The sequence below is a fragment of the Bradyrhizobium sp. USDA 4541 genome (assembly GCF_024171085.1).
GTDB classification, from domain to species: Bacteria; Pseudomonadota; Alphaproteobacteria; order Rhizobiales; family Xanthobacteraceae; genus Bradyrhizobium; species Bradyrhizobium australafricanum.
Map to the genome: position 1 here is coordinate 7,828,341 of NZ_JALJZF010000001.1, position 25,385 is coordinate 7,853,725.

Annotated in this window: 25 protein-coding genes; 8 read left to right on the forward strand and 17 right to left on the reverse strand. The window is 64.7% G+C overall.

The features are described from left to right. Positions 1 to 19: 19 nt before the first annotated feature. The gene (locus J2R80_RS37620; RefSeq protein ID WP_028338816.1) at positions 20 to 610 is read right to left on the reverse strand and encodes a thiamine pyrophosphate-dependent enzyme; all 591 of its coding nucleotides are present in this window, start codon (positions 608 to 610) and stop codon (positions 20 to 22) included. Then, positions 607 to 1,140, reverse strand: coding sequence for a thiamine pyrophosphate-binding protein (locus tag J2R80_RS37625; protein WP_057017601.1), 534 nt, complete (start codon positions 1,138 to 1,140; stop codon positions 607 to 609). Before J2R80_RS37625 ends, J2R80_RS37620 begins: the two co-directional genes overlap by 4 nt. 204 nt (positions 1,141 to 1,344) lie before the next feature. Between J2R80_RS37625 and J2R80_RS37630 the strand changes: the two genes are divergently transcribed. Together J2R80_RS37630 and rocD are read left to right on the forward strand one after the other, a co-directional pair. Then, complete coding sequence (locus J2R80_RS37630; RefSeq protein ID WP_253640357.1) at positions 1,345 to 2,568, forward strand: cytochrome P450; 1,224 nt, start codon at positions 1,345 to 1,347, stop codon at positions 2,566 to 2,568. Between the two features lie 117 nt (positions 2,569 to 2,685). After that, positions 2,686 to 3,900, forward strand: coding sequence for an ornithine--oxo-acid transaminase (rocD, locus tag J2R80_RS37635; RefSeq protein WP_253641063.1), 1,215 nt, complete (start codon positions 2,686 to 2,688; stop codon positions 3,898 to 3,900). Between the two features lie 489 nt (positions 3,901 to 4,389). Here the strand turns inward: rocD and J2R80_RS37640 are convergent, their stop codons facing one another. Further along, complete coding sequence (locus J2R80_RS37640) at positions 4,390 to 4,845, reverse strand: hypothetical protein (RefSeq protein WP_233475670.1); 456 nt, start codon at positions 4,843 to 4,845, stop codon at positions 4,390 to 4,392. 51 nt (positions 4,846 to 4,896) lie between these two features. Between J2R80_RS37640 and J2R80_RS37645 the strand changes: the two genes are divergently transcribed. Then, entirely contained in the window at positions 4,897 to 5,820 is a 924-nt protein-coding gene (locus J2R80_RS37645; protein ID WP_253640358.1) for a Spy/CpxP family protein refolding chaperone, read from the forward strand. A gap of 129 nt (positions 5,821 to 5,949) precedes the next feature. Next, positions 5,950 to 6,642 (forward strand): potassium channel family protein, encoded by a 693-nt coding sequence (locus tag J2R80_RS37650; protein ID WP_028331847.1) that lies wholly within the window; start codon positions 5,950 to 5,952, stop codon positions 6,640 to 6,642. Positions 6,643 to 6,684: 42 nt separating this feature from the next. Here the strand turns inward: J2R80_RS37650 and J2R80_RS37655 are convergent, their stop codons facing one another. The 9 genes from J2R80_RS37655 to J2R80_RS37695 form a co-directional block, all read right to left on the reverse strand. Beyond that, positions 6,685 to 7,548 (reverse strand): sugar phosphate isomerase/epimerase, encoded by an 864-nt coding sequence (locus J2R80_RS37655; RefSeq protein ID WP_253640359.1) that lies wholly within the window; start codon positions 7,546 to 7,548, stop codon positions 6,685 to 6,687. Further along, a complete protein-coding gene (locus J2R80_RS37660; RefSeq protein ID WP_253640360.1) occupies positions 7,548 to 8,741 on the reverse strand; it encodes a dihydrodipicolinate synthase family protein in 1,194 nt (397 codons plus the stop codon). Before J2R80_RS37660 ends, J2R80_RS37655 begins: the two co-directional genes overlap by 1 nt. Before the next feature lie 14 nt (positions 8,742 to 8,755). Beyond that, positions 8,756 to 9,907: a Gfo/Idh/MocA family protein gene (locus J2R80_RS37665; protein WP_253640361.1), complete on the reverse strand. Its 1,152-nt coding sequence runs from the start codon at positions 9,905 to 9,907 to the stop codon at positions 8,756 to 8,758. Further along, positions 9,904 to 11,310 (reverse strand): hypothetical protein, encoded by a 1,407-nt coding sequence (locus J2R80_RS37670; protein WP_253640362.1) that lies wholly within the window; start codon positions 11,308 to 11,310, stop codon positions 9,904 to 9,906. The genes J2R80_RS37665 and J2R80_RS37670 overlap by 4 nt, the downstream gene beginning before the upstream one ends. 14 nt (positions 11,311 to 11,324) lie before the next feature. Continuing rightward, on the reverse strand, positions 11,325 to 12,170 hold the full coding sequence (locus J2R80_RS37675) for an ABC transporter ATP-binding protein (protein ID WP_253587456.1): 846 nt from the start codon (positions 12,168 to 12,170) through the stop codon (positions 11,325 to 11,327). 124 nt (positions 12,171 to 12,294) lie between these two features. After that, the gene (locus J2R80_RS37680; protein ID WP_057017654.1) at positions 12,295 to 13,293 is read right to left on the reverse strand and encodes an ABC transporter substrate-binding protein; all 999 of its coding nucleotides are present in this window, start codon (positions 13,291 to 13,293) and stop codon (positions 12,295 to 12,297) included. Between the two features lie 136 nt (positions 13,294 to 13,429). Further along, on the reverse strand, positions 13,430 to 14,239 hold the full coding sequence (locus J2R80_RS37685; protein WP_253640363.1) for an ABC transporter permease: 810 nt from the start codon (positions 14,237 to 14,239) through the stop codon (positions 13,430 to 13,432). A 284-nt stretch (positions 14,240 to 14,523) separates the two neighbouring features. Beyond that, positions 14,524 to 15,180 carry a TetR/AcrR family transcriptional regulator gene (locus J2R80_RS37690; protein ID WP_057017592.1) on the reverse strand — a complete coding sequence of 219 codons (657 nt, stop codon included), beginning with the start codon at positions 15,178 to 15,180 and terminating at the stop codon, positions 14,524 to 14,526. Positions 15,181 to 15,398: 218 nt separating this feature from the next. Continuing rightward, positions 15,399 to 16,247, reverse strand: coding sequence for a VOC family protein (locus tag J2R80_RS37695; RefSeq protein ID WP_253640364.1), 849 nt, complete (start codon positions 16,245 to 16,247; stop codon positions 15,399 to 15,401). Between the two features lie 226 nt (positions 16,248 to 16,473). On the opposite strand from J2R80_RS37695, the gene J2R80_RS37700 reads away from it, so the two are divergent. Continuing rightward, a complete protein-coding gene (locus J2R80_RS37700; RefSeq protein ID WP_018270479.1) occupies positions 16,474 to 17,367 on the forward strand; it encodes a sugar kinase in 894 nt (297 codons plus the stop codon). 21 nt (positions 17,368 to 17,388) lie between these two features. After that, a complete protein-coding gene (gene rbsK, locus J2R80_RS37705; RefSeq protein ID WP_168857803.1) occupies positions 17,389 to 18,324 on the forward strand; it encodes a ribokinase in 936 nt (311 codons plus the stop codon). Positions 18,325 to 18,426: 102 nt separating this feature from the next. Here rbsK and J2R80_RS37710 read toward each other — a convergent pair whose 3' ends face one another. Then, complete coding sequence (locus tag J2R80_RS37710) at positions 18,427 to 19,650, reverse strand: NAD(P)/FAD-dependent oxidoreductase (RefSeq protein ID WP_057017492.1); 1,224 nt, start codon at positions 19,648 to 19,650, stop codon at positions 18,427 to 18,429. A 257-nt stretch (positions 19,651 to 19,907) separates the two neighbouring features. On the opposite strand from J2R80_RS37710, the gene J2R80_RS37715 reads away from it, so the two are divergent. Further along, on the forward strand, positions 19,908 to 20,702 hold the full coding sequence (locus J2R80_RS37715) for an enoyl-CoA hydratase/isomerase family protein (protein ID WP_253587458.1): 795 nt from the start codon (positions 19,908 to 19,910) through the stop codon (positions 20,700 to 20,702). An 8-nt stretch (positions 20,703 to 20,710) separates the two neighbouring features. Here J2R80_RS37715 and J2R80_RS37720 read toward each other — a convergent pair whose 3' ends face one another. The 3 genes from J2R80_RS37720 to J2R80_RS37730 form a co-directional block, all read right to left on the reverse strand. Then, positions 20,711 to 22,051, reverse strand: coding sequence for a TRAP transporter large permease (locus tag J2R80_RS37720; RefSeq protein ID WP_253640365.1), 1,341 nt, complete (start codon positions 22,049 to 22,051; stop codon positions 20,711 to 20,713). Next, a complete protein-coding gene (locus J2R80_RS37725) occupies positions 22,048 to 22,632 on the reverse strand; it encodes a TRAP transporter small permease (RefSeq protein ID WP_076826996.1) in 585 nt (194 codons plus the stop codon). The genes J2R80_RS37720 and J2R80_RS37725 overlap by 4 nt, the downstream gene beginning before the upstream one ends. Before the next feature lie 164 nt (positions 22,633 to 22,796). After that, entirely contained in the window at positions 22,797 to 23,078 is a 282-nt protein-coding gene (locus J2R80_RS37730; protein WP_076829365.1) for a LexA family transcriptional regulator, read from the reverse strand. A gap of 39 nt (positions 23,079 to 23,117) precedes the next feature. Between J2R80_RS37730 and J2R80_RS37735 the strand changes: the two genes are divergently transcribed. Next, positions 23,118 to 24,248 (forward strand): IS630 family transposase, encoded by a 1,131-nt coding sequence (locus J2R80_RS37735; protein WP_253640366.1) that lies wholly within the window; start codon positions 23,118 to 23,120, stop codon positions 24,246 to 24,248. 7 nt (positions 24,249 to 24,255) lie between these two features. Here the strand turns inward: J2R80_RS37735 and J2R80_RS37740 are convergent, their stop codons facing one another. Further along, the gene (locus tag J2R80_RS37740; RefSeq protein ID WP_168857805.1) at positions 24,256 to 25,257 is read right to left on the reverse strand and encodes a TRAP transporter substrate-binding protein; all 1,002 of its coding nucleotides are present in this window, start codon (positions 25,255 to 25,257) and stop codon (positions 24,256 to 24,258) included. Between the last annotated feature and the right edge of the window lie 128 nt (positions 25,258 to 25,385).

Consider the following 25,385-nt stretch of genomic DNA (forward strand, 5'->3'; position numbering starts at 1 on the left):
TTGCACCGCGAAAGCCACTTTAAATAGGAGTGTGGCCGATCGACCCTCTGATGCGGTTCACGAGGTAGGTGCCGTCGCGGCTGGACAGCACGCGCTCCAGATTGGCCCCGTCGATCTTCGCGCTGGCGAACCGCGGCCCCGCCGTAACGTCTTGCAAAGACGAGGCAAAAGCCTCGACCTCAGCCATCGTGCTGATCGCCCGGCTATCCCCGATTCCGCAGGCTTTGGCAACACCCACGAGGTCGGCGGTTCCGCCGGTGTGGCTGGCCTGGCCGCCGGTTTCGCCGTAAGCCTCATTGTCCAGCACAATGATCGAGAGATTTTTGGGCTGCTGCAGGCCGACAGTGGCGAGGCTTCCCATCCCCATCAGCATCTCGCCGTCGCCGGTGATCACGACGACCGGCAGCGTCGGCTGGGCCAGCGCGAGGCCGAGCCCGATCATCACGGCGCCGCCCATGCCACCCCAGAGATAAAAGTTGCGGTCGTGGTCGCCGGCAGCGGCGATGTCATAGGTCGAGGCGCCGAGGCCGCCGACGGCGAACGCGCCCTTGCGATCTTTCAGCAGTTCGGAAACGACGGCACGGCGGTCGAGGAGATTGGCTTTGCTCATTTGGTGAAGACCTTTGCCCCGATCAGGCGCTGCGACAGCAGGACGGCGGTGGGCGTGCAGGCGTTAAAGGCCTGCGCTGCGCCGGCCTCGACGACTTCGCGGACTTCTTCAGGGTGCGAGGCGCGCAGCACCTTGATCCCGGACAGTTCGAGTATCCCTTGCGTGTTCGAGCCCATCGGCACCTGCCAGGGATTGAACTCGCCCCATTCGCCGCGCATCGTCACCAGCGTCAGGAACGGCAAGCGGAAGATCTGCACCAGCGACAGCATGTTGATGCAATTGCCGACCCCGCTCGACTGCATCAGCAGCACGCCGCGCTGACCGCCGGCCCAGGCGCCCGCGAGCAGCGCCACGCCCTCTTCCTCGGTGGTCAGCGCGATGCCGCGCATCGAGGACGACCCCAGCACCCGCTCGATCAACTCTGAATGGCCGGCGTCGGGCACGTAGGGCACCTGACGCACCTCGAAGCGCTGCAATATCGAGAAGATCTCCTCGGGCCAGGAGGCCGCAGTGTCGGCACGGGCATGCATTGGCGTTTCCGGTCTTGTTGTTTGGTCGCGACTGTAGAGGGGCGCGCGCGCTTCATCAAAGCGCAAAACCGCATATGGCTCTGCGATTTGCTCGCACCACGCGACGCCCCGGCGCGCTGTTCCCGGCCCCAGCAAATTGTGTTGCGCGGCCGCCGCCCGCGGCTTACGATAGTTGCAAATGAAACTAATTGGGTTGGATGCGCCATGAACGGACACGCGCGCGAGCTGGCTGACGGCTTCGACCTCGAGAAGCTGACGCCGGAGTTCTATGCCGACCCCTACCCGACCTATCGCGCGTTGCGCGAGAGCGCGCCGGTCAAGCGGCTGCCGAACGGCTGCTATTTTCTCACCCGCTACGACGACCTCATCGCCGCCTACAAGAACACCAAGGCATTCTCCTCCGACAAGAAGAAGGAGTTCTTGCCGAAATACGGCAACTCGCTGCTCTACGAGCATCACACGACCAGCCTCGTCTTCAACGATCCGCCGGCGCATACCCGCGTGCGGCGGCTGATCATGGGCGCATTGTCGCCGCGGGCGATCGCCGGCATGGAGCCTGACCTGATCGCGCTGGTCGACAGCCTGCTCGACCGGATCGAGACCCGCGACCGCTTCGAGCTGATCGGCGACTTCGCCTCGGCCATTCCGGTCGAGGTGATCGGCAATCTGCTCGATGTGCCGCACGACGAACGCGAGCCGCTGCGTGACTGGTCGCTGGCGATCCTGGGCGCGCTGGAGCCGGTGATCGGCAGGGAGGCGTTCGACCGCGGCAACAATGCGGTGAAGGATTTCCTCGCCCATCTCGAAACGCTGGTTGAACGCCGCCGCAAGAAGCCGGGCAACCCCGAACGCGACGTGCTGACAAGGCTGATCCAGGGTGAGGACAATGGCGAGCGGCTGACCGCGAAGGAATTGCTGCACAACTGCATCTTCCTGCTCAACGCCGGCCACGAAACCACGACCAATCTGATCGGCAACGGGCTGGTGACGCTCAGCCAAAATCCGGATCAGAAGCAACGGCTGATCGCGCAACCCGAGCTGATCAAGACCGCGGTCGAGGAGATGCTGCGCTACGAAAGCTCGAACCAGCTCGGCAACCGCATGATCGTGGAAGAGACCGAGCTCGGCGGCATCAAGCTGCCGGCGGGCACGCTGGTCACGCTGTGCATCGGCGCGGCCAACCGCGACCCCGCGCAATTCCCCAACCCCGAAGCTTTCGACGTCGCGCGCACGCCGAACCGCCACCTCGCCTTCGGCACCGGCGCGCATCAATGCGCCGGCATGGCGCTGGCGCGCCTCGAAGGCGCCATCGCGATCTCGCGGTTCCTCAAACGCTTCCCGAACTACGCGCTCGACGGCGAGCCGGTGCGCGGCGGGCGGGTGCGCTTCCGCGGCTTCCTCAGCGTGCCCTGCAGCATCAGCGCATAAATTGTCCCCTGCGAATTCGGCCGGCGACACACTTCCCTGTGGAGGAACTGATGCCCAAATCAACTGCAGGCACGATTTGATGTAATCTCTCGTGCGCTGCAGCGGGAGTGACGCATGATGAATGCATCGGTCACTGATTTCCTCGCAACCGAGGCGCAGTTCGGCACTTACAATTACGAGCCGATCGGGGTCGTGCTGTCCCGCGGCGAAGGCGTCTGGGTCTGGGATACCGATGGCAACCGGTACCTCGACTGTCTCTCCGCCTATTCGGCGGTGAGCCAGGGCCACTGCCATCCTAAGATCCTCGCAGCCATGATCGAGCAGGCGCAGCGGCTGACGCTGACCTCGCGCGCCTTCCACAACGACCAGCTTGCTCCCTTCTACCGCGAGCTCGCAGAGCTGACCGGCTCGCACAAGGTGCTGCCGATGAACAGCGGCGCTGAAGCGGTGGAGAGCGCGATCAAGTCGGTGCGCAAATGGGCCTATGAGGTCAAGGGCGTGCCGGACGGGCAGGCCGAGATCATCGTCTGCGCCAATAATTTCCACGGACGCACGCTCGGCATCGTCGGCTTCTCGACCGACCCCGGCTCGCGCGATCATTTCGGCCCGTTCGCGCCGGGCTTCAAGATCATCCCGTTCGGCGATGCCGCCGCGCTCGAGCAGGCGATCACGCCGAACACCGCGGCCTTCCTGGTCGAGCCGATCCAGGGCGAAGCCGGCGTCGTGATTCCTCCGCCAGGCTATTTCGCCCGCGTGCGCGAGCTGTGCACCACGCATAATGTGATGCTTGTGCTCGACGAGATTCAGACCGGGCTCGGCCGCACCGGCAAGCTGCTCGCCGAGCAGCACGAAGGGATCGAGGCCGACGTGACGCTGCTCGGCAAGGCGCTGTCGGGCGGCTTCTATCCGGTGTCGGCGGTGCTTTCCAACAACGCCGTGCTCGGCACGCTGCGGCCCGGCCAGCACGGCTCGACCTTCGGCGGCAATCCGCTTGCCTGCGCGGTGGCGCGGGCGGCGCTGCGCGTGCTGATCGACGAGGGAATGATCGAGAACGCCGCGCAACAGGGCGCCCGCTTTCTCGCCGGATTGCAGGACATCCGCGCCAACGTGATCCGCGAGGTGCGCGGGCGCGGGCTGATGTTGGCGATCGAGCTGCATCCCGAAGCCGGCGGCGCCCGTCGCTATTGCCTGGCGCTGCAGGCGCGCGGCATCCTCGCCAAGGACACCCATGAGCACACCATCCGGATCGCTCCGCCGCTGGTGATCACGGCCGATCAGGTCGACTGGGCGACGGAGCGGATCGCGGCGACCCTCACGCAGGACGTTTCCTGACGGTTCCCCTCGCCGGAAGACCGTAACGCCGGCCGTAGCCACAACGAACGAATCCGATGTCGGTGCGTTAAAGTACTGCGGGCGACTGTTGAACGGAGAGCTAAGCTCATGCTTTCCCGCAGCGCTTTGTTTGTTGTCATTTCGATTGGCAGCTCGATGCTCGTGCCGCACGGCGGCGCGTCCGCCCAGCCACACGGAAAGGGTCCACCGGCGGCAAGGCCGGCTGCACCGGCCGCAATGGCGCGTCCCGCCGCGCCGATGGTACACGCCGCCCCTCCCGCAATGGCCAGGCCGCCCGCAATGGCACGGCCGGCAGCACCCGCGTTCCACGCCCCGCAGCGACCGGCGATGGCGCCGCGCCCGGCCCCGCATTTCGCCGCCCCGTCGGTGCGCCAGGCCCCCCATATCGCCGCGCCGCGTGTCGCAACGCCACGCCCCGAATTCCGTCGAGGAGCACCGCAGCGCCAGGCTCCGCATATCGCGGCGCCATCACGCCCGAGTCCACCTTCGCGCTTGAGCGAGCGGCCGTCGCCGACGGAGCGCGTTCAACAGCGCGCGCAGCAGCATCAACAGATGATCCAGCAACGCCAGCAGGCGGCGCAGCAGCGGCAGCGTGACGCGCTCTCGCGCCAGACCACCGAGCGGCAGACCCGGATCGATCGCCTGCAGCAACGCGTGCAGCAATTGCAGTCGCAAAAGGTCCAAGGTGCACGCGCGCAACGCGTCCATGACCGTGCCCTGCAGGCGCAGAGCCGTCTGTTGCAACGCGAGCAGCGTGCGCAGCAGGCCGACGTTGCCCGCCAGCAGAGATTGGCGCCGGCAGCAACGGTTGGAGCCGCGGTCGCGACCACAGCCGCGACGCAGGCGGCGCAGCGCGAGCGGTTTGCCGCGCACTTCCGCGAGCAGGCAGGCGCGCAAGGCCAGGCAGGGCTTGCGGCGCGCCAAGGCGGCTGGGCGCCCCGACATGCCTGGCGACGCGGCAGCCACGCGGCCTTCGTGGCGTGGCTTGGGCCGCTGTTCTGGCCCTACGCCTATTCGGACATCTTTGACTACACGTTCTGGTCCTATGCCTACGAGCCCGGCTATTGGGCCTACGCCTATGACGACTTCGTCGACACCGTGTTCTGGGACACCAACAGTCCCTACTCCGCCTATGCCAGCATCAATCCTGGCGACTATCCGGCGACCGCGGGCCGCGATCGGTCCCGTCAGCGCACCGACACGAGCCCGCAGGCAGTCAAGCAGCTCTGCGGCGAACCGGACAAGGGCGTCACGGCCTGGCCGCTTGCCGACATCGCGCGGGCGGTACGGCCGGACCAGCAGCAGCGCGCCCTGCTCGACGAGTTGAAGACATCAGCGGCAAAGGCCGCCGATATCTTCAAGGACTCCTGTTCGGACAGCTATGCCATGACGCCCACCGGCCGCTTGCGGTCGATGCAAAACCGCATCAGCGCGACGCTCGAGGCGATCAAGATCGTGCGGCCTGCGCTGGAGAATTTCTACAGCTCGCTCAGCGACGAGCAACAGGCCCGCTTCAATGCGCTCGGTCCACACGTTGGCGAGCGTTCGCCGCAGCAGGAGGCGACCGCGCAAGCCGGCAATTGCGGCGATTCGAAATCCGACCTGGCGCACCTGCCGATCAACCGCATCGCGGCCTCGCTTCATCCGGCGGGCAAGCAGAAGGAGGCGCTCGACCGCCTGAGCGACGCGACCACAAGAGCCATCGCGGACCTGCAGGCGGCCTGCCCGAACGACGTGCCGCTGACGCCGGTCGGCCGGCTGGAGGCGATGCAGCACCGGCTCGAAGCCATGCAGAAGGCCGCGAAGCTGATCGAGCCTGCACTGGACGAGTTCTATACGATGCTGAGCAGCGAGCAGAAAGCCCGCTTCAACACGCTGCAGCGAGTCGCGAGCCCCTGAGACGGCCGGACGGCGCTCTGGATCGCCGGGCGCGCCACAGAATGCCAGTCCCCCATCTTGCCTTTGCGGCCGGCGCGCAGCAATGTCTGGTATCGGCATCCCGATGCAATGCCGAATGACGGGGCGGGAATGAAGCGCGGCTGGATGAGCACTGGCGAGCTACGCGAGCGCTGGGGCGATTCCTTGTTGACGGTGCTCACTGTCCTGCTCCTGGTCATGATTTTCGTGGTGGCGCCGTTGCAGGCGTTGGGGCTGTTCGAGTTCCAGATTTTTGAGCTCCTGCTCGCGCTGGTCCTGGTCGGCGGCGTCTTCCTGATGTCAGGCAGCACGCTGGCGGTCGTCACGATGCTGGTCGCGCTCGTCATGATCGTCACGGGCGGGATCCTGAGACTACGCTCACCTTCAATTTTCGATCTCAACCTGTTCGCCGCATCCTGGCTGCTCGTCGGCCTCACCATGGCCGTGACGGTGGCGCGCGCGACGTTCGCGCCAGGCCGCGTCACCTATCACCGTGTGATCGGCGCGGTCCTGCTCTATCTCACGGTCGCCGTGATCTTCGCGGCGCTCTACACCTTTGTCGGCACGCTGAGGCCCGACGCATTTCCCGGCATGAAGGTGGAAGACAGCCCGACATTGGCGAGCCGCGTCCTCTATTTCAGCTTCGCCACGCTCACGACGACAGGTTATGGCGACGTCGCTCCGTTGCATCCGATCGCGCGGAGCCTGTGCAATCTCGAGGCGATCTTCGGCCAGCTCTATCCGGCAACGCTGCTGGCGCGGCTCGTCACGCTTGAGATCGAGCACCGCAACGAGGAGTCCTGATGGGGCGGGAAGCATGCAGCGCCGTGCCCACCTGACGGCGTACTAGACCACCGTCCGGTGCCGCTCGATGCAGGTTCGCAGCACTTCGTCCAGCGGACGGCCCCACCAGTCATTCGAAAAGATCTCAATCTCCGAATAGCCGTCAAAGCCCTGCGCCTCGACGGCGGCGCGCACCGATCTGATGTCGATGACGCCGTCACCCATCATGCCGCGGTCGTTGAGGATGTCCTTGGTCGGCACCAGCCAGTCGCAGACATGGAACGCGAGCAGGCGATCCTGGCCGGCGCGCGCGATCTGGCGCATCAGCTCCGGATCCCACCAGATGTGATAGACGTCGAGCGCGACGCCGATCGCGCCGGTTCTGCCGGGATCGAGTGCGTCGCAGATATCGAGCGCATGCCTTGTGGTGTTCACGCAGGCGCGGTCGGCGGCATAGGCCGGATGCAGCGGCTCGATCGCGAGCGGCAGCTTTGCTTGTTTCGCATAGTCCAGCATCTCGGCGATGCCGTCATGCACCTGCGATCGTGCCAACGCAATATCCTTCGACGCTGCGCTGCCCGGCCGCGAATATTGCGGCAGGCCGCCGACCACCAGCACGATGCAGGAGGCGCCGAGCGCGGCCGCCTCGTCGACCGCACGACGATTGTCGTCGCGCGCTTCGCTGCGATGCGCGCCATCTGCCGTGAACATGCCGCCGCGGCAATAGCCCGACAGATCGAGCCCGGCATCCTTGACCGCACGGACGGCGCGATCGAGGCCGACGGCTGCAACCTGGTCGCGCCAGGGATCGATGGCGCGGATGCCATGGCGCGCGCAGGCCTCGACGATGGCGAGAAGATCGCCCTGCTTGCGGACGGTCGCCGTGTTCAGCGACAGCCAGCGGTGGTCGTTGGAAAAGTCGCGCATCAGGCGTCGATGCCGCGCGTGGCCAGGATCGTCGCCATCCGGCGCGTTGCGAGCTCCGGATTGGCGAGCAGACCAGCCTTGTCGGCGAGCCGGAACAGCTCTGCAAGATGCAAGGTCGAGCGCGCGCTCTCCTGCCCGCCGACCATCGTAAAATGATCCTGGTGCCCGTTGAGATAGGCCATGAACACGATGCCGGTCTTGTAGAAGCGCGTCGGCGCCTTGAAGATGTGGCGCGACAGCGGCACCGTCGGTCCAAGCACATCGTGGAAGCTGGCCTCATCGCCGGCCGCGAGCCGCGACAGCGCGTAGGACGCCGCCGGTGCGATCGCATCGAAAATGCCGAGCAGCGCGTGGGAAAATCCCTTGTCGTCGCCGGCGATCAGTTCGGCATAGTTGAAGTCGTCGCCGGTGTACATCTTGACCCGCGGATCGAGCCGGCGCCGCATGTCGATCTCACGCTGCTTGTCGAGCAGCGAGACCTTGACGCCATCGACCTTGGCCGCATTGGCGTTGATGATCGCAACCGCCGTATCCATCGCCTTGTCGAGATCGGCCGTGCCCCAGTAACCTGATAGCGCCGGATCGAACATGTCGCCGAGCCAATGGATGATCACGGGCTCACGAACCTGCGACAGCACGCGGTCGTAGACCCTGGCGTAGTCGTCAGCGCTCTTGCCGAGCTTTGCCAATGCGCGCGAGGCCATCAGGATGATGCGGCCGCCGGCTTTCTCCACCGCCGCGATCTGCTCCTCATAGGCGTGGATCACATTGTCGATCGACCTGGCGTGCTCAACCGCGAGATGGTCGGTGCCGGCGCCGGAGAACACCAGCGCATTGCCCCTGGCCTTGGCCGCCTTCACCGAGCGCTGGATCAGTTCGAGCGAGGTCGGCCAATCCAGCCCCATGCCGCGCTGCGCGGTGTCCATGGCTTCGGCGACGCCGAGGCCGAGGTCCCAGACGTGCTCACGAAACGCGATCGTCCTGTCCCAGTCGATCGCCGCGGCCAGCCAGGGATCAACGTCGGCGCGCGGATCGGCCACCACATGCGCGGCCGAGAATGCCACGCGGTTCAGCGTACCCTCGAGCTTCGCCGGAAAGGGCCGCGACGCCGCCAGGCGATAGGTCTCGAGGGCGCCATCGGCGGTCGGCAGCTTCAGCGACTGAGATGATATCGGCCGGACTGGCTTGTTCATGGCAAGGTCCCTTCTCAGACTGATATCGGGGCGACGTCGATCCAGCGCCGCTCCTTCCAGCTCCTCAGCGCGCATTCGGCGAGCTGCACGCCCTTGGCGCCTTCGAGCAGGGTGTATTTGTAGGGCGCGTCCTCGCAGACATGGCGGATGAACATCTCCCACTGTTCCTTGAAGCCGTTGTCGTAGACGACGTTCTCAGGCAGCTTCTGCCAGTCGGCATAGAAATCATGCATCCGCTTCTCGTCCGGATTCCACACCGGCCGCGGCGTCGCCTGGCGTGCCTGGATCACGCAGTCGGTCAGGCCCGCCACCGCCGAGCCATGGGTGCCGTCGACCTGGAAGGTGACGAGGTCGTCGCGGTAGACACGCGTCACCCAGCTCATGTTGATGTGCGCAATGACGCCATCCTTCAGGCGGAAGGTAGCGTAGGCGGAATCATCGGCGGTCGCCTGGTATTTCTTGCCCTTCTCGTCATAGCGCTCGGGGATGTCAGTCGTGCCGAGGCAGGTCACGCTCTCGACTTCGCCGAACAGATTGTCGAGCACGTAGCGCCAGTGGCAGACCATGTCGAGGATGATGCCGCCGCCGTCCTCGGCGCGGTAGTTCCACGACGGCCGCTGCGCTTCCTGCCAGCCGCCCTCGAACACCCAATAGCCGAACTCGCCGCGCACCGAGAGCATGCGGCCGAAGAAGCCGGAGTCGCGCAGGAAAGCGAGCTTCTTCAGGCCCGGCAGGAACAGCTTGTCCTGCACGGTGCCGTGCTTGAGGCCCCTGGCATTGGCGAGCTTCACCACCGCAACGGCCTCCTCGAGGTTGGTCGCGATCGGCTTCTCGCAATAGACATGCTTGCCGGCGTTGATCGCCTTGGTCAGCAGCGAGGGCCGCGCCTGCGTGGTCGCGGCGTCGAAGAACACGGTGTCGCCGTTGTCCGCGAGCGCACGATCGAGATCGGTGGTGTGGCGTTCGATGTTGTAGCGTTTTGCCAACGCGCCGACCTTCTCGGCGTCGCGGCCGACCAGGATCGGATCGGGCATGACGCGGTCGCCGTTCGCGAGCTGCACACCGCCCTGCTCGCGGATCGCGACGATCGAGCGGATCAGATGCTGGTTGAGCCCCATTCGGCCGGTGACGCCGTTCATGATCAGGCCGAGGCGTTTGGTCGTCATACTGCTTGCTCCTGCGAAACGCGTGGTGTTGGCCGCTTGAGCGGCTGCATGGTGGACCAGTCCGGATGGATCGAACTGGCAAAGCCCGGTGCGACGGCGATCGATCCGGTCAGCAGATCGCCGTCATGGATCGCGAGGCGGACCTTGCCGCGCTCGCGCGTGTAGAGATCGGGATGCGCGGTGAGGAAGGCGTCGGCCTCGTCAACCGGGGTGTCGGCAAAGCCATCGACATAATGATGTCCGTTGCGCTCAGCATGGGTGACGCCGATCAGCGCCCCGAGCGCGAGGTCCTGCTGCACGCCGAGCCCGGCCTGGCAGGTCAGGTCCTCGCCGCTGATGAAATACCCGCCGCTCTCAGCGTTCCACGCCGCCGCGCGGGTGGCGTTGATGATGGACTTGTAGATGCCCTTGCAGGATTTTGAGGAGATGCCGCGATAGCCGAGCGCGCGGGCCTGCGGGAATGCATCATAGCAATCGTCGGCCTCGTCGATGATGAAGCCGTGCGCCGCCAGCTTCCCGAGCGGCGAGGCTCTTGTGATATCGCGCGGCATCGGCTGCTCGATATAGAGCAGGTTTGCCCTGATCGGCTGCAGCGCCGCGTCATGGTCGAGCCGGTCGACCAGCGCGTTCAGCGCGGCAAGGTCGGCATATTGCTCGTTGGCGTCGAGCGTGATCCTGGTTGCGTAAGGCAGCTTTGCGAGCTCGCCGCCGATCCGCGCCAGCCGCGCCGCGTCATGTGCAGGATCGCCGTTCAGCTTGAGCTTGAAATAGCGCGCACCGGCATTCTCGTTGCGGTCAGCGACGCCGCCCTCGCCTTCAACCTTGTCGTCCATTCCGACCGTGTGCCTGACGGCGACACGCTCGAGCCGTTTGCGTGTTGAAAGGAACCGCGCGATCGCGCCGTCGTCGAGATCCGGCGTCAGCCGCGCGTCGATGCCGGCGATATTGCCGGCCATGCCGTCGAAGAAGTTCGCGCCGGCGGCGCGCAGCAGCGCATCCAGGATCGCCTTGTCGATCTCGGCCGGGCCAAAGCCGGCGGCAAGCGGCGGAATGTCTTCAGCTGCGCAGGCCGCAACCTGCGGGCCGATACGTTCGGCGTGGAGGCCAAACGCGGTCTCAAGACCCTTGTTCGCCAGATAGAGCCCGCGCGCGATCGCAAGCGAGCGGCGAAGCCCGTCGAGCGACTGCGCTTCGGTGAGATGCGGCCGCTTGTCGAACCATCTCGGCGCCAGCATCTCGGCGCTGGCGCCGGTGGCGCGGCCCTTGCCTTCCACCTCGATCTCGACCCGCACGAACATCTGCGTCGATGCGGTGATCGTCACCGCGCCGAAGCGGAACGGCCGGGCGAACACCAGCGGCCGTTCGAAGAAGGCGATATCGTTGACTTTGAGGCGAAGCGGCATTGACGGCTCGGGTGTTAGTCCAGCGACCCCTGTGAGAAGAAATGCTTCCGGATCCGCTGCACCAGTTCGTTGAAGACAGGATCGGACATCGTCTCGAGCGAGCGCGGCCGTGGCATCGGCACGTCGTAGATCGCGGCGATCGCGCCGGGCCGCTCGGTCATCACGAGCACGCGGTCGGCGAGGAACACGGCTTCCGGGATCGAGTGCGTGATCAACAGGACCGTCTTGCCGGTCTCGCGCTGGATCCGCATCAATTCGACATTCATCCGCTCGCGCGTCATGGCGTCGAGCGCGCCGAACGGCTCGTCCATCAGCATGATCTTGGGGTCGTGCACCAGGGCGCGACAGATCGAGGCGCGCTGCTGCATGCCGCCGGACAGCTGCCAGGGCAGCTTCTTCTCGAAACCTTCGAGGCCGACCAGCTTCAGCAGATCCTTGGCGCGCGCGAGATACTTGTCCCGCGGCAGCTGCTTCATGTCGATCGGCAACATCACGTTGGAGAGGATGTTGCGCCACGGCAGCAGCAGCGCGTTCTGGAACACGATGCCGACATTGCCGTGCGGCCTGGTCACCGGCTCGCCGTCGACCAGCACCTCGCCGGTCGTCGGCGGCAGCAGGCCCGAGATCATCTTGAGCAGCGTGGACTTGCCGCAGCCGGAGGGCCCGACCACGACAAAGAACTCGCCGTCGTTGATGGTGAAGTCGAGCGGCCGCAGCGACGGCACATCGCCGTCGCGTGACCGGTAGGTCTTCGAGACGCCGGAGAGTTTGATACCCGGCGTGGCATCCGCGGCGCGGTCCGACACCAGGCGCAGATGCGCGGCGGGCTGAACATCGGCTGGTTTGGTTGCAGGATTCATTCTGTCGAATCCACTGGGATGTAGAATGCTGTCATTCCGGGATGGTCCGAAGGACCAGACCCGGAATCCCGAGATTCCGGGTTCGATGCTTCGCATCGCCCCGGAATGACGGTGTTTGTTGCGCTCACGAGTCACCCTTCGGCAGATAGTCGTTGGTGTAGAACGCCTTCGGATTGGCCTTGGCCTTGGCGTCGAGGCCGCCATACTCGACCATCAAATTGACCGACTCGGTCATGTTCTGGTCGGTGACCTGGAACGGCCGCTTGGTCCTGGTCTCCGGCGTACGATAGAGCGGGATCGTCAGCTCGAAGCCTTGCGTCAACGTGTCGATCTTGCCGCCCTTCGGGTTGGCGTCGAGGATCGACTGCGCAGCGGCCTTGGGGTCCTTCTCCGCGGCTTCCACCGCCTTTGTCGTCGCCGACATGAAGCGGCGGACCAGGTCGGCATTGGCCTTCACATAGTCGGAGTTCGCGATGATGCCCGACGACACCATGTTGATGCCGTAGTCGGCGAACTTGATCGGATAGACGTCCTTGCCGGTGGCGTCCTTGATCTTCATCGACTGGTCCATGACGTAGCCGAGCAGCAGGTCGGCCTGGCCGTTGATCACGGCGTTGAGCTTGGTCTGGCCGTCGCCGGCGACGGTGTTGAAATCGCTTTCCTTCAGACCGGTCTTCTTCAGGAACAGCGGCCAGATCTGCGTCATCGAATCCGCCGGCGTGATCGCGACCGTCTTGCCCTTGATGTCCTCCGGCTTCCTGATGTTCTTGTCGGCAAGGCTCATCGCCGACATCGGGCTGGTCTGCAGCAGCACGCCGGTGGCAATCACCGGCGCACCCTTCACGGCCGCGCGCATCATCGTCGGCACGTCGACATAGCCGAAATCGGCGGTCTTGGCGGCCACCGCCTGCGTGGTCGCGGCCGAGCCGCGGCCTTCCTGGATCTCGAGGTCGATGCCCTCAGTGGCATAGATGCCCTTGGCCTTGCCGTAATAGAACGGCGCGTGCTCGCCGTAGACGTACCAGTTCAGCATCAGCACGACCTTGTCGGCCGCAGATGCAGGGGCCACCGCAAGCGCGGTCCAGGCCAGTGCGGCAATGACAGCAGTGATCAATCGCATCACGTTCTCTCCCTGTTTTTCGTCATTGCGAGGAGCGAGAGCGACGAAGCAATCCATTTCTCAGCTTGTGGCGCGATGGATTGCTTCGCTTCGCTCGCAATGACGGCTTCCCTTTTCGCTAGGTGGCTCTGCGATATCCCTATGAAGCAAAAATGATGTCGTCGCGCTGGCTGACGTGCCAGGGGATCACCAGCCGCTCGATGCGGTCGACGATCCAGAACAGGATGACGCCGAGCAGCGCGAGGATCACCAGCGCGGCGAACATCGTCGGCAGGTCGAAGGTGCCGATCGAGCGCTGCATCACATAGCCGATGCCGGAATTGGAGCCGACGAACTCGCCGACGACGGCGCCGACCACGGCGAGCGTCACCGAGACTTTCAGGCCGGAGAAGATCGCGGGCATCGCGTGCGGCAGGTTGACCGCACGGAACACCTGGAAGCGGTTGCCCTGCATCGCGCGCGCCAGATCGACCATATCAGGGTCGACCGACTTGAAGCCCTGCACCGCCGACACCACCACGGGGAAGAAGCCGAGCAGGAACGCGGAGATCACCTTGGGGATGATGCCGAAGCCGAACCACACCACGAACAGCGGCGCGATCGCGATCTTCGGCACGGATTGGGAGAACACCAGCAGCGGATAGACGTAGCTCTCGATCGTCTTCGAGCCCGCGATCAGCATCGCAACGGGAATGCCGAACAGCGCCGAGAGCAGGAAGCCGCAGATCGTTGCATAGGTGGTCGGCCAGGACTGCCGCAGCAGTTCCGGCCAGTCGCTCCACAGCACCGCGACGACGTCGCCGGGCGAGGGAATTTGGTAGGCGGGAATATGGAACAAGCGGATCGCGAGGTCCCAGGCCGCCACGATGACGACCAAAAACAGGAACGGACGTACCCACGCCGCATTCAGCACCTTCGACAGGCCCGAAGGGCTCTTTGCCTCCGCCACGTCACGCTCCCTTTGCACTCTCTCTGTTCGTTCAGAAATTAACCCGTTGGATAAATACTGTCCAGCCCCAAGCGCGCGGCAAAATCGCGCCGAAATACGCAACTTTCGTCAGGCGAGAATTTTTGTCGGATGAGACTTCGTAGCCCGGATGAAGCGCAGCGAAATCCGGGACCGCTATCCGCGGATGCAACTCCCCGGATTGCGCGGAGCCTGTCATCGGGCGCGCGTTCGCGCGACCCGTTGGCTCAATCCGGGCCACGGATCACCGCAATGATCGCAAGACCTCACACCACGCGATGTTCCGCCGCGCGCAGCACCGGCATCGCGCCACCGAACGCTGCCGTGGATTTGCCGGTCAGCGCCGCCAACACCAGCGCGGTCATATGCTCGAGGCGCTCGTCGCGGGCGTCCTTCTTCAAGAGGTCGCGGCCGAAGATCACGCTCAGCGTGGCGCTGTTGGAGAGATAGAAGAATGCGAGCCCGGCGATCGAGATGTAGAGCTGCACCGGATCGACCGCGACGCGGAAATCGCCGCTCTCGACCCCGCGCGTCACCACGGTGCGGATCATCTCGACAAAGGGCGAGTGCATCGACTTGACCTTGGTCGAACGCTTCAGGTGTTTTGCCTTGGCGAGGTTTTCGGTGTTCAGCAGCGCCAGGAACTCGGGGTTGCGCAGAAAATAGTTCCACGTGAAGTCGATCAGGCGCCCGATTGCCTCGGGCGGATCGAGATGCTCGAGATCGAGGGTGCGTTCCTCGGCACGGATCTTCTCATAGGCGCCTTCCAGCACCTCGAGATAGAGATCCTCCTTGTTGCCGACGTGGTAGTACAGCATGCGCTTGTTGGCGTCGGCATTGGCCGCGATGCGATCGACCCGCGCCCCGGCGAGGCCATGGGCGGCGAATTCCTGCTTGGCCGCCTCGAGAATCCGCAGCCGCATCCCCTGGGGGTCGCGCTGCCATCTCTGAATTCGCTTTGCCTTGGCCAAATCGATCGCCCGTGATGCTGAATTGATGAATGTAGCATGACGCGCGACGTTTGAGAACGAATGTTGTCGTGACGGCCATGCGGGAATATTTCTCGCAGACGCGGCATGCAGCGTTCTCCCTGCCATTCCCGGATGCACGCTGTCATGACGACGCGCGCATGAAACGCGGCCTAGTCCGGTTTTCCTTGCGAAGGCTGCACCAGCAGCGTCGGCACGCCGCAGGTGCCGTTGCGCACGGTCATCACGCGCGTGCCGGGCTTGCGGCCGGTACGAACCTCGGAGACGTCGACGCCAGCGGCGATCAGCCGCGCACGTGAGGCATCGATATCGGCGACGCGCCAGCAGATGCCGCGCAGCCGGTCCGGCGCGTCCGTCTCCGATTTGCCCGGCCGGTGCGTGACCTCGACCACGAGGTCGCCGCAGCGGAAGAACATCAGCCGGCCCCACTCCGGATGCGACCGGTCGAGCGCCATGTCGAGCCCGAGCCGCGCGCCATAGAGCGCGGCGGCGCGTTCCGGGTCGGCGGTCGAAACCACCACATGATCCATCGCGGTGATCGATGCGGTCGTGGTACGCACCGACAACGGCCGCTCCTGCTCGCGTTCCAGGAAGAACATGCGCACGCCGCGCGTCGCATCGGTCGCGGCCCGCGTACGCTTCCACGACAGCACGGCGCCGCTGGTCTCGTCGCGGCTTTCGACTTCAGTGACGGGTTCGGGCTTCAGCGTCAGCCGGTCGAGCCGGCGGTGTGTCCTGGCGATGTCGCTGGTGCGGAAGCAGAGGCTCGCAAGCCCCTCACCTTGCGTAACGAGCGCGCTGCGGATGCGCTGGGCTGCGTCATCGTCGCCGAGCGGCGCCACCAATTCCAGCGTGGTGTTGTCGAGCGTGAACAGCGTGCGGTCCGCGCCGCCGCCGCGGTAGCGCCAGGACGGCGTCCGCGCGAACAGCGTCTCGTAGGCGGCGCCGGCAGCAGCGATGTCACTGGTCAGGACGACGATGTGATCGAGACCGGTAATCATGGCTGCAACCTCCCCGAATCTGCCGTCATTGTGTTTCTCCCTTAACCCAACCCGGAACCACGGAATGCCGCCGGCCGTTATGCCGCATGCCAGAACGGCCCGGCGCAGCCATCATCTCTACCTGTAAACCAGGCAGGGTTGCGAATATTTTCAGCGATATCGGCCGATCAGCAATGCTAGTCTGGAACCGCCGGCCGGGACCACACCAAGCCACGACGGAAAGCGAATGCAGGCCCTCTTCATCGGACAGACCTATATCGACGTCACCTTCATCACAGATCACATGCCCGTCGGCGACGAAAAGCACGTCGCCGACGCCTATGCGGTGTCGTTCGGCGGCAACGCCGTGACCGCAGCATTCTGCTGCGCCAAGCTCGGCGTCCCGCCGGACCTGATCGCCACCATGGCCAATGACTGGCTCGGACGGATGTTCTGGGACATGGCCGACAGGTACGGCATCTCGTTCCACCCCCGCAAGGTCAACTCCTCCTCGCTGTCCTTCATCATGCCGAACGACGGCAAGCGCGCCATCGTCCGCTGCCGCGACGACCAGCACATCCACCCCTTTCCGCTGCTGAACATCAAGGGCTGCCGCGCGCTGCACATCGACGGACACCAGCCGGACGCCGCGATCCATTATGCGAAGCTGTGCCGCGAGGACGGCATCCTGACCTCGCTCGACGGCGGCGGCCTGCGCACCAACACCCACGAGCTGCTCGCATTCATCGACATTGCGATCGTCGCCGAACGCCTGTGCGAGCAGATGGACAAGACGCCGGAGCAGATGCTCGACTATCTCAAGAGCCGCGGCTGCAAGGTCGGCGGCGTCACCATGGGCGAGCGCGGCCTGCTCTGGTATGACGAGGCCGGCACAGTGCGCACGCTGCCGGCCTTCCCGATCCCGCGCGCGCGTGTGATCGATACCAACGGCGCCGGCGACGTCTTCCACGGCGCCTACATCTACTCCTACCTTTCAAACCCGAGCAAAGGCTGGCATGAGCACTTCAAGTTCGCGCGCGCAGCCTCGACCTTCAAGATCCAGAAGCTCGGCAACGAGGCCGGCCTGCCGACGCTGGCGGATATCGCGGCGGTCAAGCAGGAGTTTCGCGCCGAGGCTTGATATCGGTGAACGGGGCTAGTCATGAGGCACGTCTTCGTCGCCGGCAGCATCAATATGGACGTGGTGGCGACCGCCGAGCGCCATCCGCGGATCGGCGAAACCGTCGCCGGCGAGGCCGTGCTCTATTTTCCCGGAGGCAAGGGCGCCAACCAGGCGGTGGCTTCGGCCAAGCTCGGCGTAGCGACCACGCTGATCGGCCGGCTCGGCACCGATGCGTTCGGCAAGGAGCTGCGAGCGTTCCTTGCCGCGCAAGGCGTCGATCTCACCTCGGTCAAGACCACGCACGGCACGCATTCCGGCACGGCGATCATCACGCTTGCCAATGCCGACAACACGATTGTCGTCGTGCCAGGCGCCAACGGGCTCGTTGACGCTCATGATGTCAAGGTCCCCTCACTTATGAAGGGTGACGTCGCGGTCAGCCAGTTCGAGATCCCGCTGCCGGCGATCGCTGCCTTCTTCCGGCGCGCCCGCGCCGTCGGCGCCACCACGATCCTCAATCCGGCACCGGCAAAACAGGCCGACAAGGCTCTGCTCGATCTCGTCGACATCCTCGTTCTGAACGAGACCGAACTCGGCTACCTGACTGGCACGGGGCTGCGCGACAGCGACACGCCGGAGCGCTTCTCCGAGGCGGCCCGGGCGTTGGGGCAAGGCAGGATCGTCTGCGTCACGCTCGGAAAGCGCGGCGTGCTGGCGCTGGTCGACAACCAGCCGCTGCTCGTGCCGGGACGCGAGGTCAAGGCCGTCGACACCACAGGCGCCGGCGATTGCTTCGTCGGCGCCCTCGCCTCACAGCTCGCCATCGGCAAGCCGCTCGGCGACGCGCTGGCCTACGCCAACGCCGCCGCCTCGATTTGCGTGCAACGGATGGGAGCCGCGCCGTCGATGCCGACGGCGGATGAGGTGGAGGACGCTCTCTCCCCAAGTCGTCCCGGCGAAGGCCGGGACCCATAACCACCGGCCACAGTTTGGGGGCACACGCGTGGCAACTGCGTTCGTCTCCGCCAACGACTGCCGCGGAGTATGGGTCCCGGCTTTCGCCGGGACGACGCTTGCTTACATTTGCGCCAGCGCACTCTTCAGATCAAAGCTCGCATCCGCCGCCTGCTCCGGCGTAATCGAGCCGCCGGCGCCGAGCAGCCGGCGGCCGAACATGTGATCGCCGGCGCGATTGATCGATTCGATGCCGAGCAGCTTGTCGCCGCGATAGCAGAACGCCGAGAACGCGCCCTGCGCGCGGTCGCCGCGCACTACGACGCGGTCGTAGCCGGTGGTGAGACCCGCCATCTGCAGCTTGTCGGGGCCCTGGTCGCTCCAGAACCACGGCAGACCGTCATAGACCTCGGTCTTGCCGGTCAGCCGCGACGCCACGCAGCGCGCATGGTCGGTCGCATTCTGCACCGACTCCAGCCGCAGCGACCCGCCGAAGCGTTTGCTGGTGTAGAGCGCGCAATCGCCGATCGCGGAGACATTCGGATCGGCGGTCAACAGATGCTCGTCGACGATGATGCCGGATGCCACCGGCAGCCCGGCCTCCGCCGCAAGCTCGACATTCGGCAGCACGCCGACACCGACCACGACGAGATCGGCCGGGATATGCGTGCCGTTGCTCAGGCTGACACCGGTAACCTTGCCGCCATCGGCCTCGATCGCCGTGACCTGCACCCCGAGGTGAATCCGGATGCCGGCCGCGCTGTGGCGGGATTGCGAGAACTCGGAAATCTCCGCGGTCACCGCCCGCGCCATCACGCGGGAGGCAAGCTCGACCACGTCGACCTCGAGGCCCTTGGCCCGGGCAGTGGCGGCGAATTCGAGCCCGATGAAGCCCGCACCAATCACGACGACGCGCATGCCGGGCGCGATCAAGTCGCGCAGCGCCTGGCTCTCATCCAGAATGCGCAGGTAGCGGACTGCGTCGAGCTTGGCGTTGGGGATATCCAGCAGCCGGTTCCGCGCGCCGGTTGCGAACACCAGGTGTCCGTAATCGAGCGACGCGCCGGAGGCGAGCGCCACCTTCCGCGCATTGCGGTCGATCGCATGGGCGCGATCGGTGATCAGCTCGATCTTGTTGTCCTGGTAGAACTTGTCGGGCCGGAACATCAGGCTCTCGGGCCCGCCGGTCCCTTTCAGATAGGCCTTCGACAGCGGCGGCCGCTGATACGGCAAATGGCCTTCGTCATTGATCAGGGCGATGCGCTCGGCGAAGCCGGCCTGGCGCAGCGACGCCGCGAGCTGGAAGCCGGCGTGTCCGGCGCCGACGATGATGACCGAGCCTGTCATCGGAACAACCCAAATACGCGCGAGCAGGAGCGACCCATGCCGTTTCCTCTTGTCGATGTTAGCTTGCTTGCCCCGTCCCCACAGCGCTCGTGTCTGCGTACCGAAGGCGCGTGCCATTTGGCCTCATGGCTCGCACCGATGCAAGGGGGTCCCAGGCGATTCTGGGCGCGCCCGCGGCCCCCGGGCGCCGGGCCGGATTGCCACGGCTCCCGCCAAGGCCTTAAATGTCCGGAACCAACAAGCCCAAGGTCTTCAATATGCCAGCACCCGCCCCCTCCGCCACCGACCCCGCTTTGCTCCGCATCGACGGCGCCATCGCGACCATCACACTGAACCGGCCGGCCGCGTTCAACGCGATCGACATGACGATTGCCAAGAAGCTCGAGCAGCTCAGCGCCGAGGTCGAAGCCAACAAGGACGTTCGCGTACTGGTCATCGAGGGCGAAGGCCGCGCCTTCTGCGCCGGCGGCGATCTGCAGACCATCGGCGCAGCGACCGAAGCCAACAATGTCGCCCCCGTGGTCGGCGAGATGCTTCACCACTACCATGCCTTCATCGAGACGGTCCGGCGGATGCCGAAGATCGTGCTATCCAGCGTGCATGGTTCGGCGGCCGGAGCCGGCATGGGCCTCGCGTTCGTGACCGACCTGTGTATCGCCGCAGAGGATGCCCGCTTCACGCCCGCCTATGCCAAGATCGGCGTATCGCCGGATGGCGGCAGCACGGTCGGCATCGTCGGCACGGTCGGTACCCGCCGCGCGCTGCAGATTTTCCTGGCCGAGGATGGGTTCACCGCGCAGCAAGCCTATGAATGGGGTCTCGTCGTCAAGACCGTCCCCGCGGCCGAGCTGAAGGCGGCGACGCGGCAGCTCGCCGAGCGTCTGGCGCAAAATCCGCCCGCCGCGATCGCGGGGACCAAATCACTGGTCTATCAGGCCGCCACCACGCCGACCAAGCAGCAGCTCGACGCCGAGGAACACAAGATCATCACGGCGATGCATACCGATGATTTCCGCGTCGCCGTGAAGAAGTTCACCAGCAAGTCGAAGTAGAGGTTTGGCTAGTTCGGGCAAATGTACCCCGTGCCGCCGGGTGCCTTGAAGCAGCCGACCGATTCCGGGATCACCTGCTTGGGCAGCCACAGCACGACCTTCGGAAAATAGATCGTGAAGCAGATCGTGACCAGGAACACGACATAGATCGGCAACGCCGCCCGCAACGCTTTTGCAAAACTGATGCCGACGAATTTCGAGGCCATCAGCAGCACGAGCCCGTAGGGCGGCGTGATCAGGCCGAACGCCAGCGTTGCGATCAGCACCACGCCCATGTGCACGCCGTTGATGTCGCCGGCCTGGGTCAAGGCGTTGACCAGCGGCATGAAGATGATGATGGTCGGCACCGGCTCGATGAAGTCGCCGACCACGGTGAACAGCAACACCATCAAGAGCATGATGAGGTGCGGGTCGTTACCGGCGATCGAGGTGATCCAGTCGGCGATGTAGATCGCGCCGCGCAGATAGGCCAGCATCCAGCCGAACGCGTTCGCCGCGCCGATCGTGATCAGCGGCAGCGAGAAGATCAGGCCGGCGAGGCAGAAATCATACGGGATCTTCTTCAGGTGCCCGCGGTTCAGCGCCGGGATCACCACGACGATGATGTAGGCGACCGCGACCACGCCGGCCTCGGTCGGCGTGAACCAGCCGGTCAGGATGCCGCCCAGCAGGATCACCGGGATCATCATCGGCAGCGCCGCGTCACCGGCGGCGAACGCAACCTGGCGCAGCGGCGCACGCGGCTTGCGCAGGCCCGAGGGACCGAAGAAGTAGCAGTAGATCATCAGCCCGAAGCCGATCATCAGTCCGGGGACCACACCGGCCATGAACAGCCCGGCGATCGAGACATTGCCGACCGCGCCATAGACGACCGCCGTGATGCTCGGCGGCACCAGCGCTGCGATCGTCGACGCCGAGGCGATGATCGCGGCGATGAAGGCCGGCTCGTACCCTTCCCGCCGCATCGGCCCACCGAGCGCCCGGCTCATGACCGCGACGTCGGCGGTGGTCGAGCCGGACATCTCCGAGAAGAACATGCTGAAGACGACGACGACCTGCGACAGCCCGCCCCTGATATGGCCGACCAGCGAGACCGAGAGATTGGCGATGCGGACCACGACATTTGCGGAGCTCATGAGCTCGCCGACCAGCAGGAAGAACGGGATCGCAAGCAGCGCCTCGGAATCGACGCCGTCGAAGACCTTCTGGATGATCGCCGCCAGCGAGACGTCTGATAGCACTGCGCCGACGAACACGCCAGCCATCAGCGAGAACGGCACGGGCACGCCGAGATAGCCGAAGAACAGGAAGCAGAACGACATCAGCGCAAGCACGACCGGTGCGATCACGGCTGCACTCCCGTCGTCGCGCGGGTATCGATCGCAGGAATCGGAAGGTGGTCATCCGGCGGCTCCGGATGGTCGAAGCCATTGCGGATCCCATTGACGAGCTGCTCGATCGTGAACAGGCCGATCAGGATGCCGGACAGCGGGATCACCGCATAGAGCGAGGCGATCGGCGTACCGGACGGCAGGCGGAAGCTGCCGAAGCCTCGGAGGTAATTTTGATAGCCGTACCAGACCAGGCAGAAGGCGACACCCAGCACCACCAGACGGATGACGATCTCGACGATCAGCCGCGACCTGCCATGCAGCGCTTCGGAGATCGCGGTGAGATAGAGATGGTCGTTGCGCCGTGTCGCGACCGCGGCCCCGATGAAGATCGCGTAGATGAACAGCGTCGAGGTCACCTCCTGCAGCCACAGCCAGGGATGACCGATGGTGCGGGTGACGATATCGGCGGTCACCGACAGCGAGAAGCCGAAGCACAGCAGGCCGCACAGCATCATCAGGATCAGCTCGAGCCGGTCGAGCGCCCGCCATTTCAGATGCCGCTGCCGTTGCAGCACCAGTGTGTCGGCGATGGCCATCGAATGCTCCGTCCTCGTATGTCGTCCCGGCGAAGGCCGGGACCCATAACCACCGGCGCCTGATGCTTTGAGAAAGAACGGCGGCCCGGTGCTTCAATGGACGAGCCGCGGCGTATGGGTCCCGGCCTTCGCCGGGACGACGCAGGAAGTGGGCTAGTGGCTCGTCACAGTGATTTTGACGGTTTGATACCGAGCCAGCTTAGGATCGGCAAGTTCTCTGGCGGCACGAGGATTTCGATGCTTCTGGGGATATCGGCTCGACGGCGAATGAGGCCGTTACGTTCGAGCGTGACGATCATCTGATGGACTGAGGGCGGGCTAACACCGAAGTGACGCTGCATGTCGGCTTCGGCGGGGGGCCGTCCGAACATGTGCGAGTAGGTATAGATGAAAGCCAGATAATGGCCCTGCTTCTCGGTAAAGCGTGCGCCTGATTTTTGACTCATGGATCGATTCGTCCGGAGCCTCCGACAGGGAGGCGAACGATGAATGTACGGTACCGGGTTGAATTGAGCCAAGCCGAGCGAGAGGAACTGACGGCGATGCTGAGCGGCGGCAAGCATGCCGCTCGCAAACTCAAGCGGGCCCAGATTTTGCTGGCGGCCGACATCGGCAGCCGCGACGAGGAGATTGTCCGGACCGTCAGAGTAAGCGCCTCCACCGTCTATCGGACCAAACGCCGCTTGGTGGAAGGCAATCTCGATCGGGCCTTGAGTGAGGAGCCGCGTCCCGGTGCGGAGCGCAAGCTGACCGGCAAGGAGGAAGCCCTGCTGGTGGCGACCGCATGCGCCAAGCCGCCCGCTGGCCGGAGGCGCTGGACGCTGGCGCTGCTGGCCGACGTGATGGTCAAGCTCACCGATCATGACAGCCTGTCGGGCGAGACCGTGCGCCGCCGGCTGGCCGATAATGACCTCAAGCCGTGGCGCAGGGACATGTGGTGCATTCCCCATGTCGATGGCGAATACGTCGCCCGCATGGAAGATGTGCTCGATCTCTACGCTGAAGCGCCTGATCCCGAGCGGCCGCTGGTCTGCTTCGACGAAACCCCCGTCCAGCTCATCGGCGAAGTGCGCCAGCCGATCCCACCCGAGCCGGGAAAGCGCGAGCGTTACGATTACGAGTACCGCCGCAACGGCACCGTCAATCTCTTTGTCGCCCTCGATCCGCATCGGGCCTGGCGTAACGTCAAAGTCACCGAACGGCGCACCGCCGTGGATTATGCTCACTGCATGCGCGAACTCGTCGATGTCCATTACCCCAAGGCCGCCTGCATCCGTGTCGTGCAGGACAATCTGTCGATCCATGCCCCCGGCGCCCTCTACCAGGCCTTTGCCCCCGCCGAGGCCCGCCGCATCCTGCGCCGCCTCGAGTTCCACTACACCCCGAAACACGCCAGTTGGCTCAATATGGTCGAGATCGAGATCGGCGTGCTCCAAGGGCAGTATCTCGGCCGCCGGATCGACGATCCAAAACGCCTTAGAAACGAGATCGCAGCATGGGAGCGGCAGCGAAACAAAACTCGCGCCCGTATCAACTGGATGTTCACAACGGACAAAGCTCGCACCAAACTGGGGCGCGCCTATCCAGGCATACCCAAAGAGTCAAAATCACTGTGACGAGCTACTAGTTGACCGCGCGGATCAAATTCTTAATCTTCTCCGCATGCGGCCCGAGATCCTTGGCGAGCTTGTCGAGATAGGGATCGGCGATCGCGGTAAAGCTCTTCTTGTCCACATCCCCGACCACCTTGACGCCGAATGACTTCAGTTTTGCAGCCGCATTCTTCTCCAGTTCGAACGCCTTCGCCGGCTCCTTGGCGCTCACCTCCGCGGCCGCTGTCGTCACCCAGGCCTTCTGCTCGGCTGAAAGGCTCTGCCACAGCCTGTCGCTGATGAACAACAGCGCATTGTTGGCCTCATGCTCGGTCATCGAGAGCACCGGCGCGACTTCGTAGTGCTTATTGACGAGGTAAACATTCACGCTGTTTTCCGCCGCCTCGACGACGCCGGTCTGCAGCGACGTGTACACGCTGCCGAACGGCATATGGACGGTTTGCGCGGCGTAAGCCGGGAAGATCGTGTCTTCCGTAGCCGTCGCCTGAACGCGAATCTTTACACCCTTGAGGTCGCTGACGTTGTGGATTTCCTTCCTGGCGTAGATGCTTCTAACGCCTTGGCTGCCCGTCGCGATGACATGAAGGCCTTGCGACGTGTCGTCGATCATCGCCTTGATCGCGTCAATCACCTTCTGATCGGCAAGGGCCTTCACCACATGGTTGGCGTCGCGGAACAGGAAATGCAGCGACATCACACCGGCCTGCGGCGAGATAGTCGCGGTGTTCGCCGACGAGATGATGGCGAATTCAATGTCTCCGGATTTCACGAGCTGCAGCAGCTGCGGCTCCTGTCCGAGCTGCGCTCCCGGATACTGGTCGACGATCATGGTCCCCTTGCTCAACTCCTTGAGCTTGGCGGAGAACATGTCGTAGGCCACGCTGTATCCGGTGTTGAGCTGCTGATCGTGCGCGAAGCGGTAGTGCTTGACTTCCTGCGCGCCGGCGCCCGCGGAAAGCAGCAGCGCTGCCGCGGCCATGGCAATCCCGACGATCCTGGCTGAATAGCCCATCGCGACGTTCCCCCTGTTTTTAATTGAGGGGGATCATCCCACCAGTCGCGCAGGATTGTCAATAAAACAGAGGCAATCAGCTCGTCGTAGGCGACAACGAGCACCACATCGCAGAAATTATCGACAAT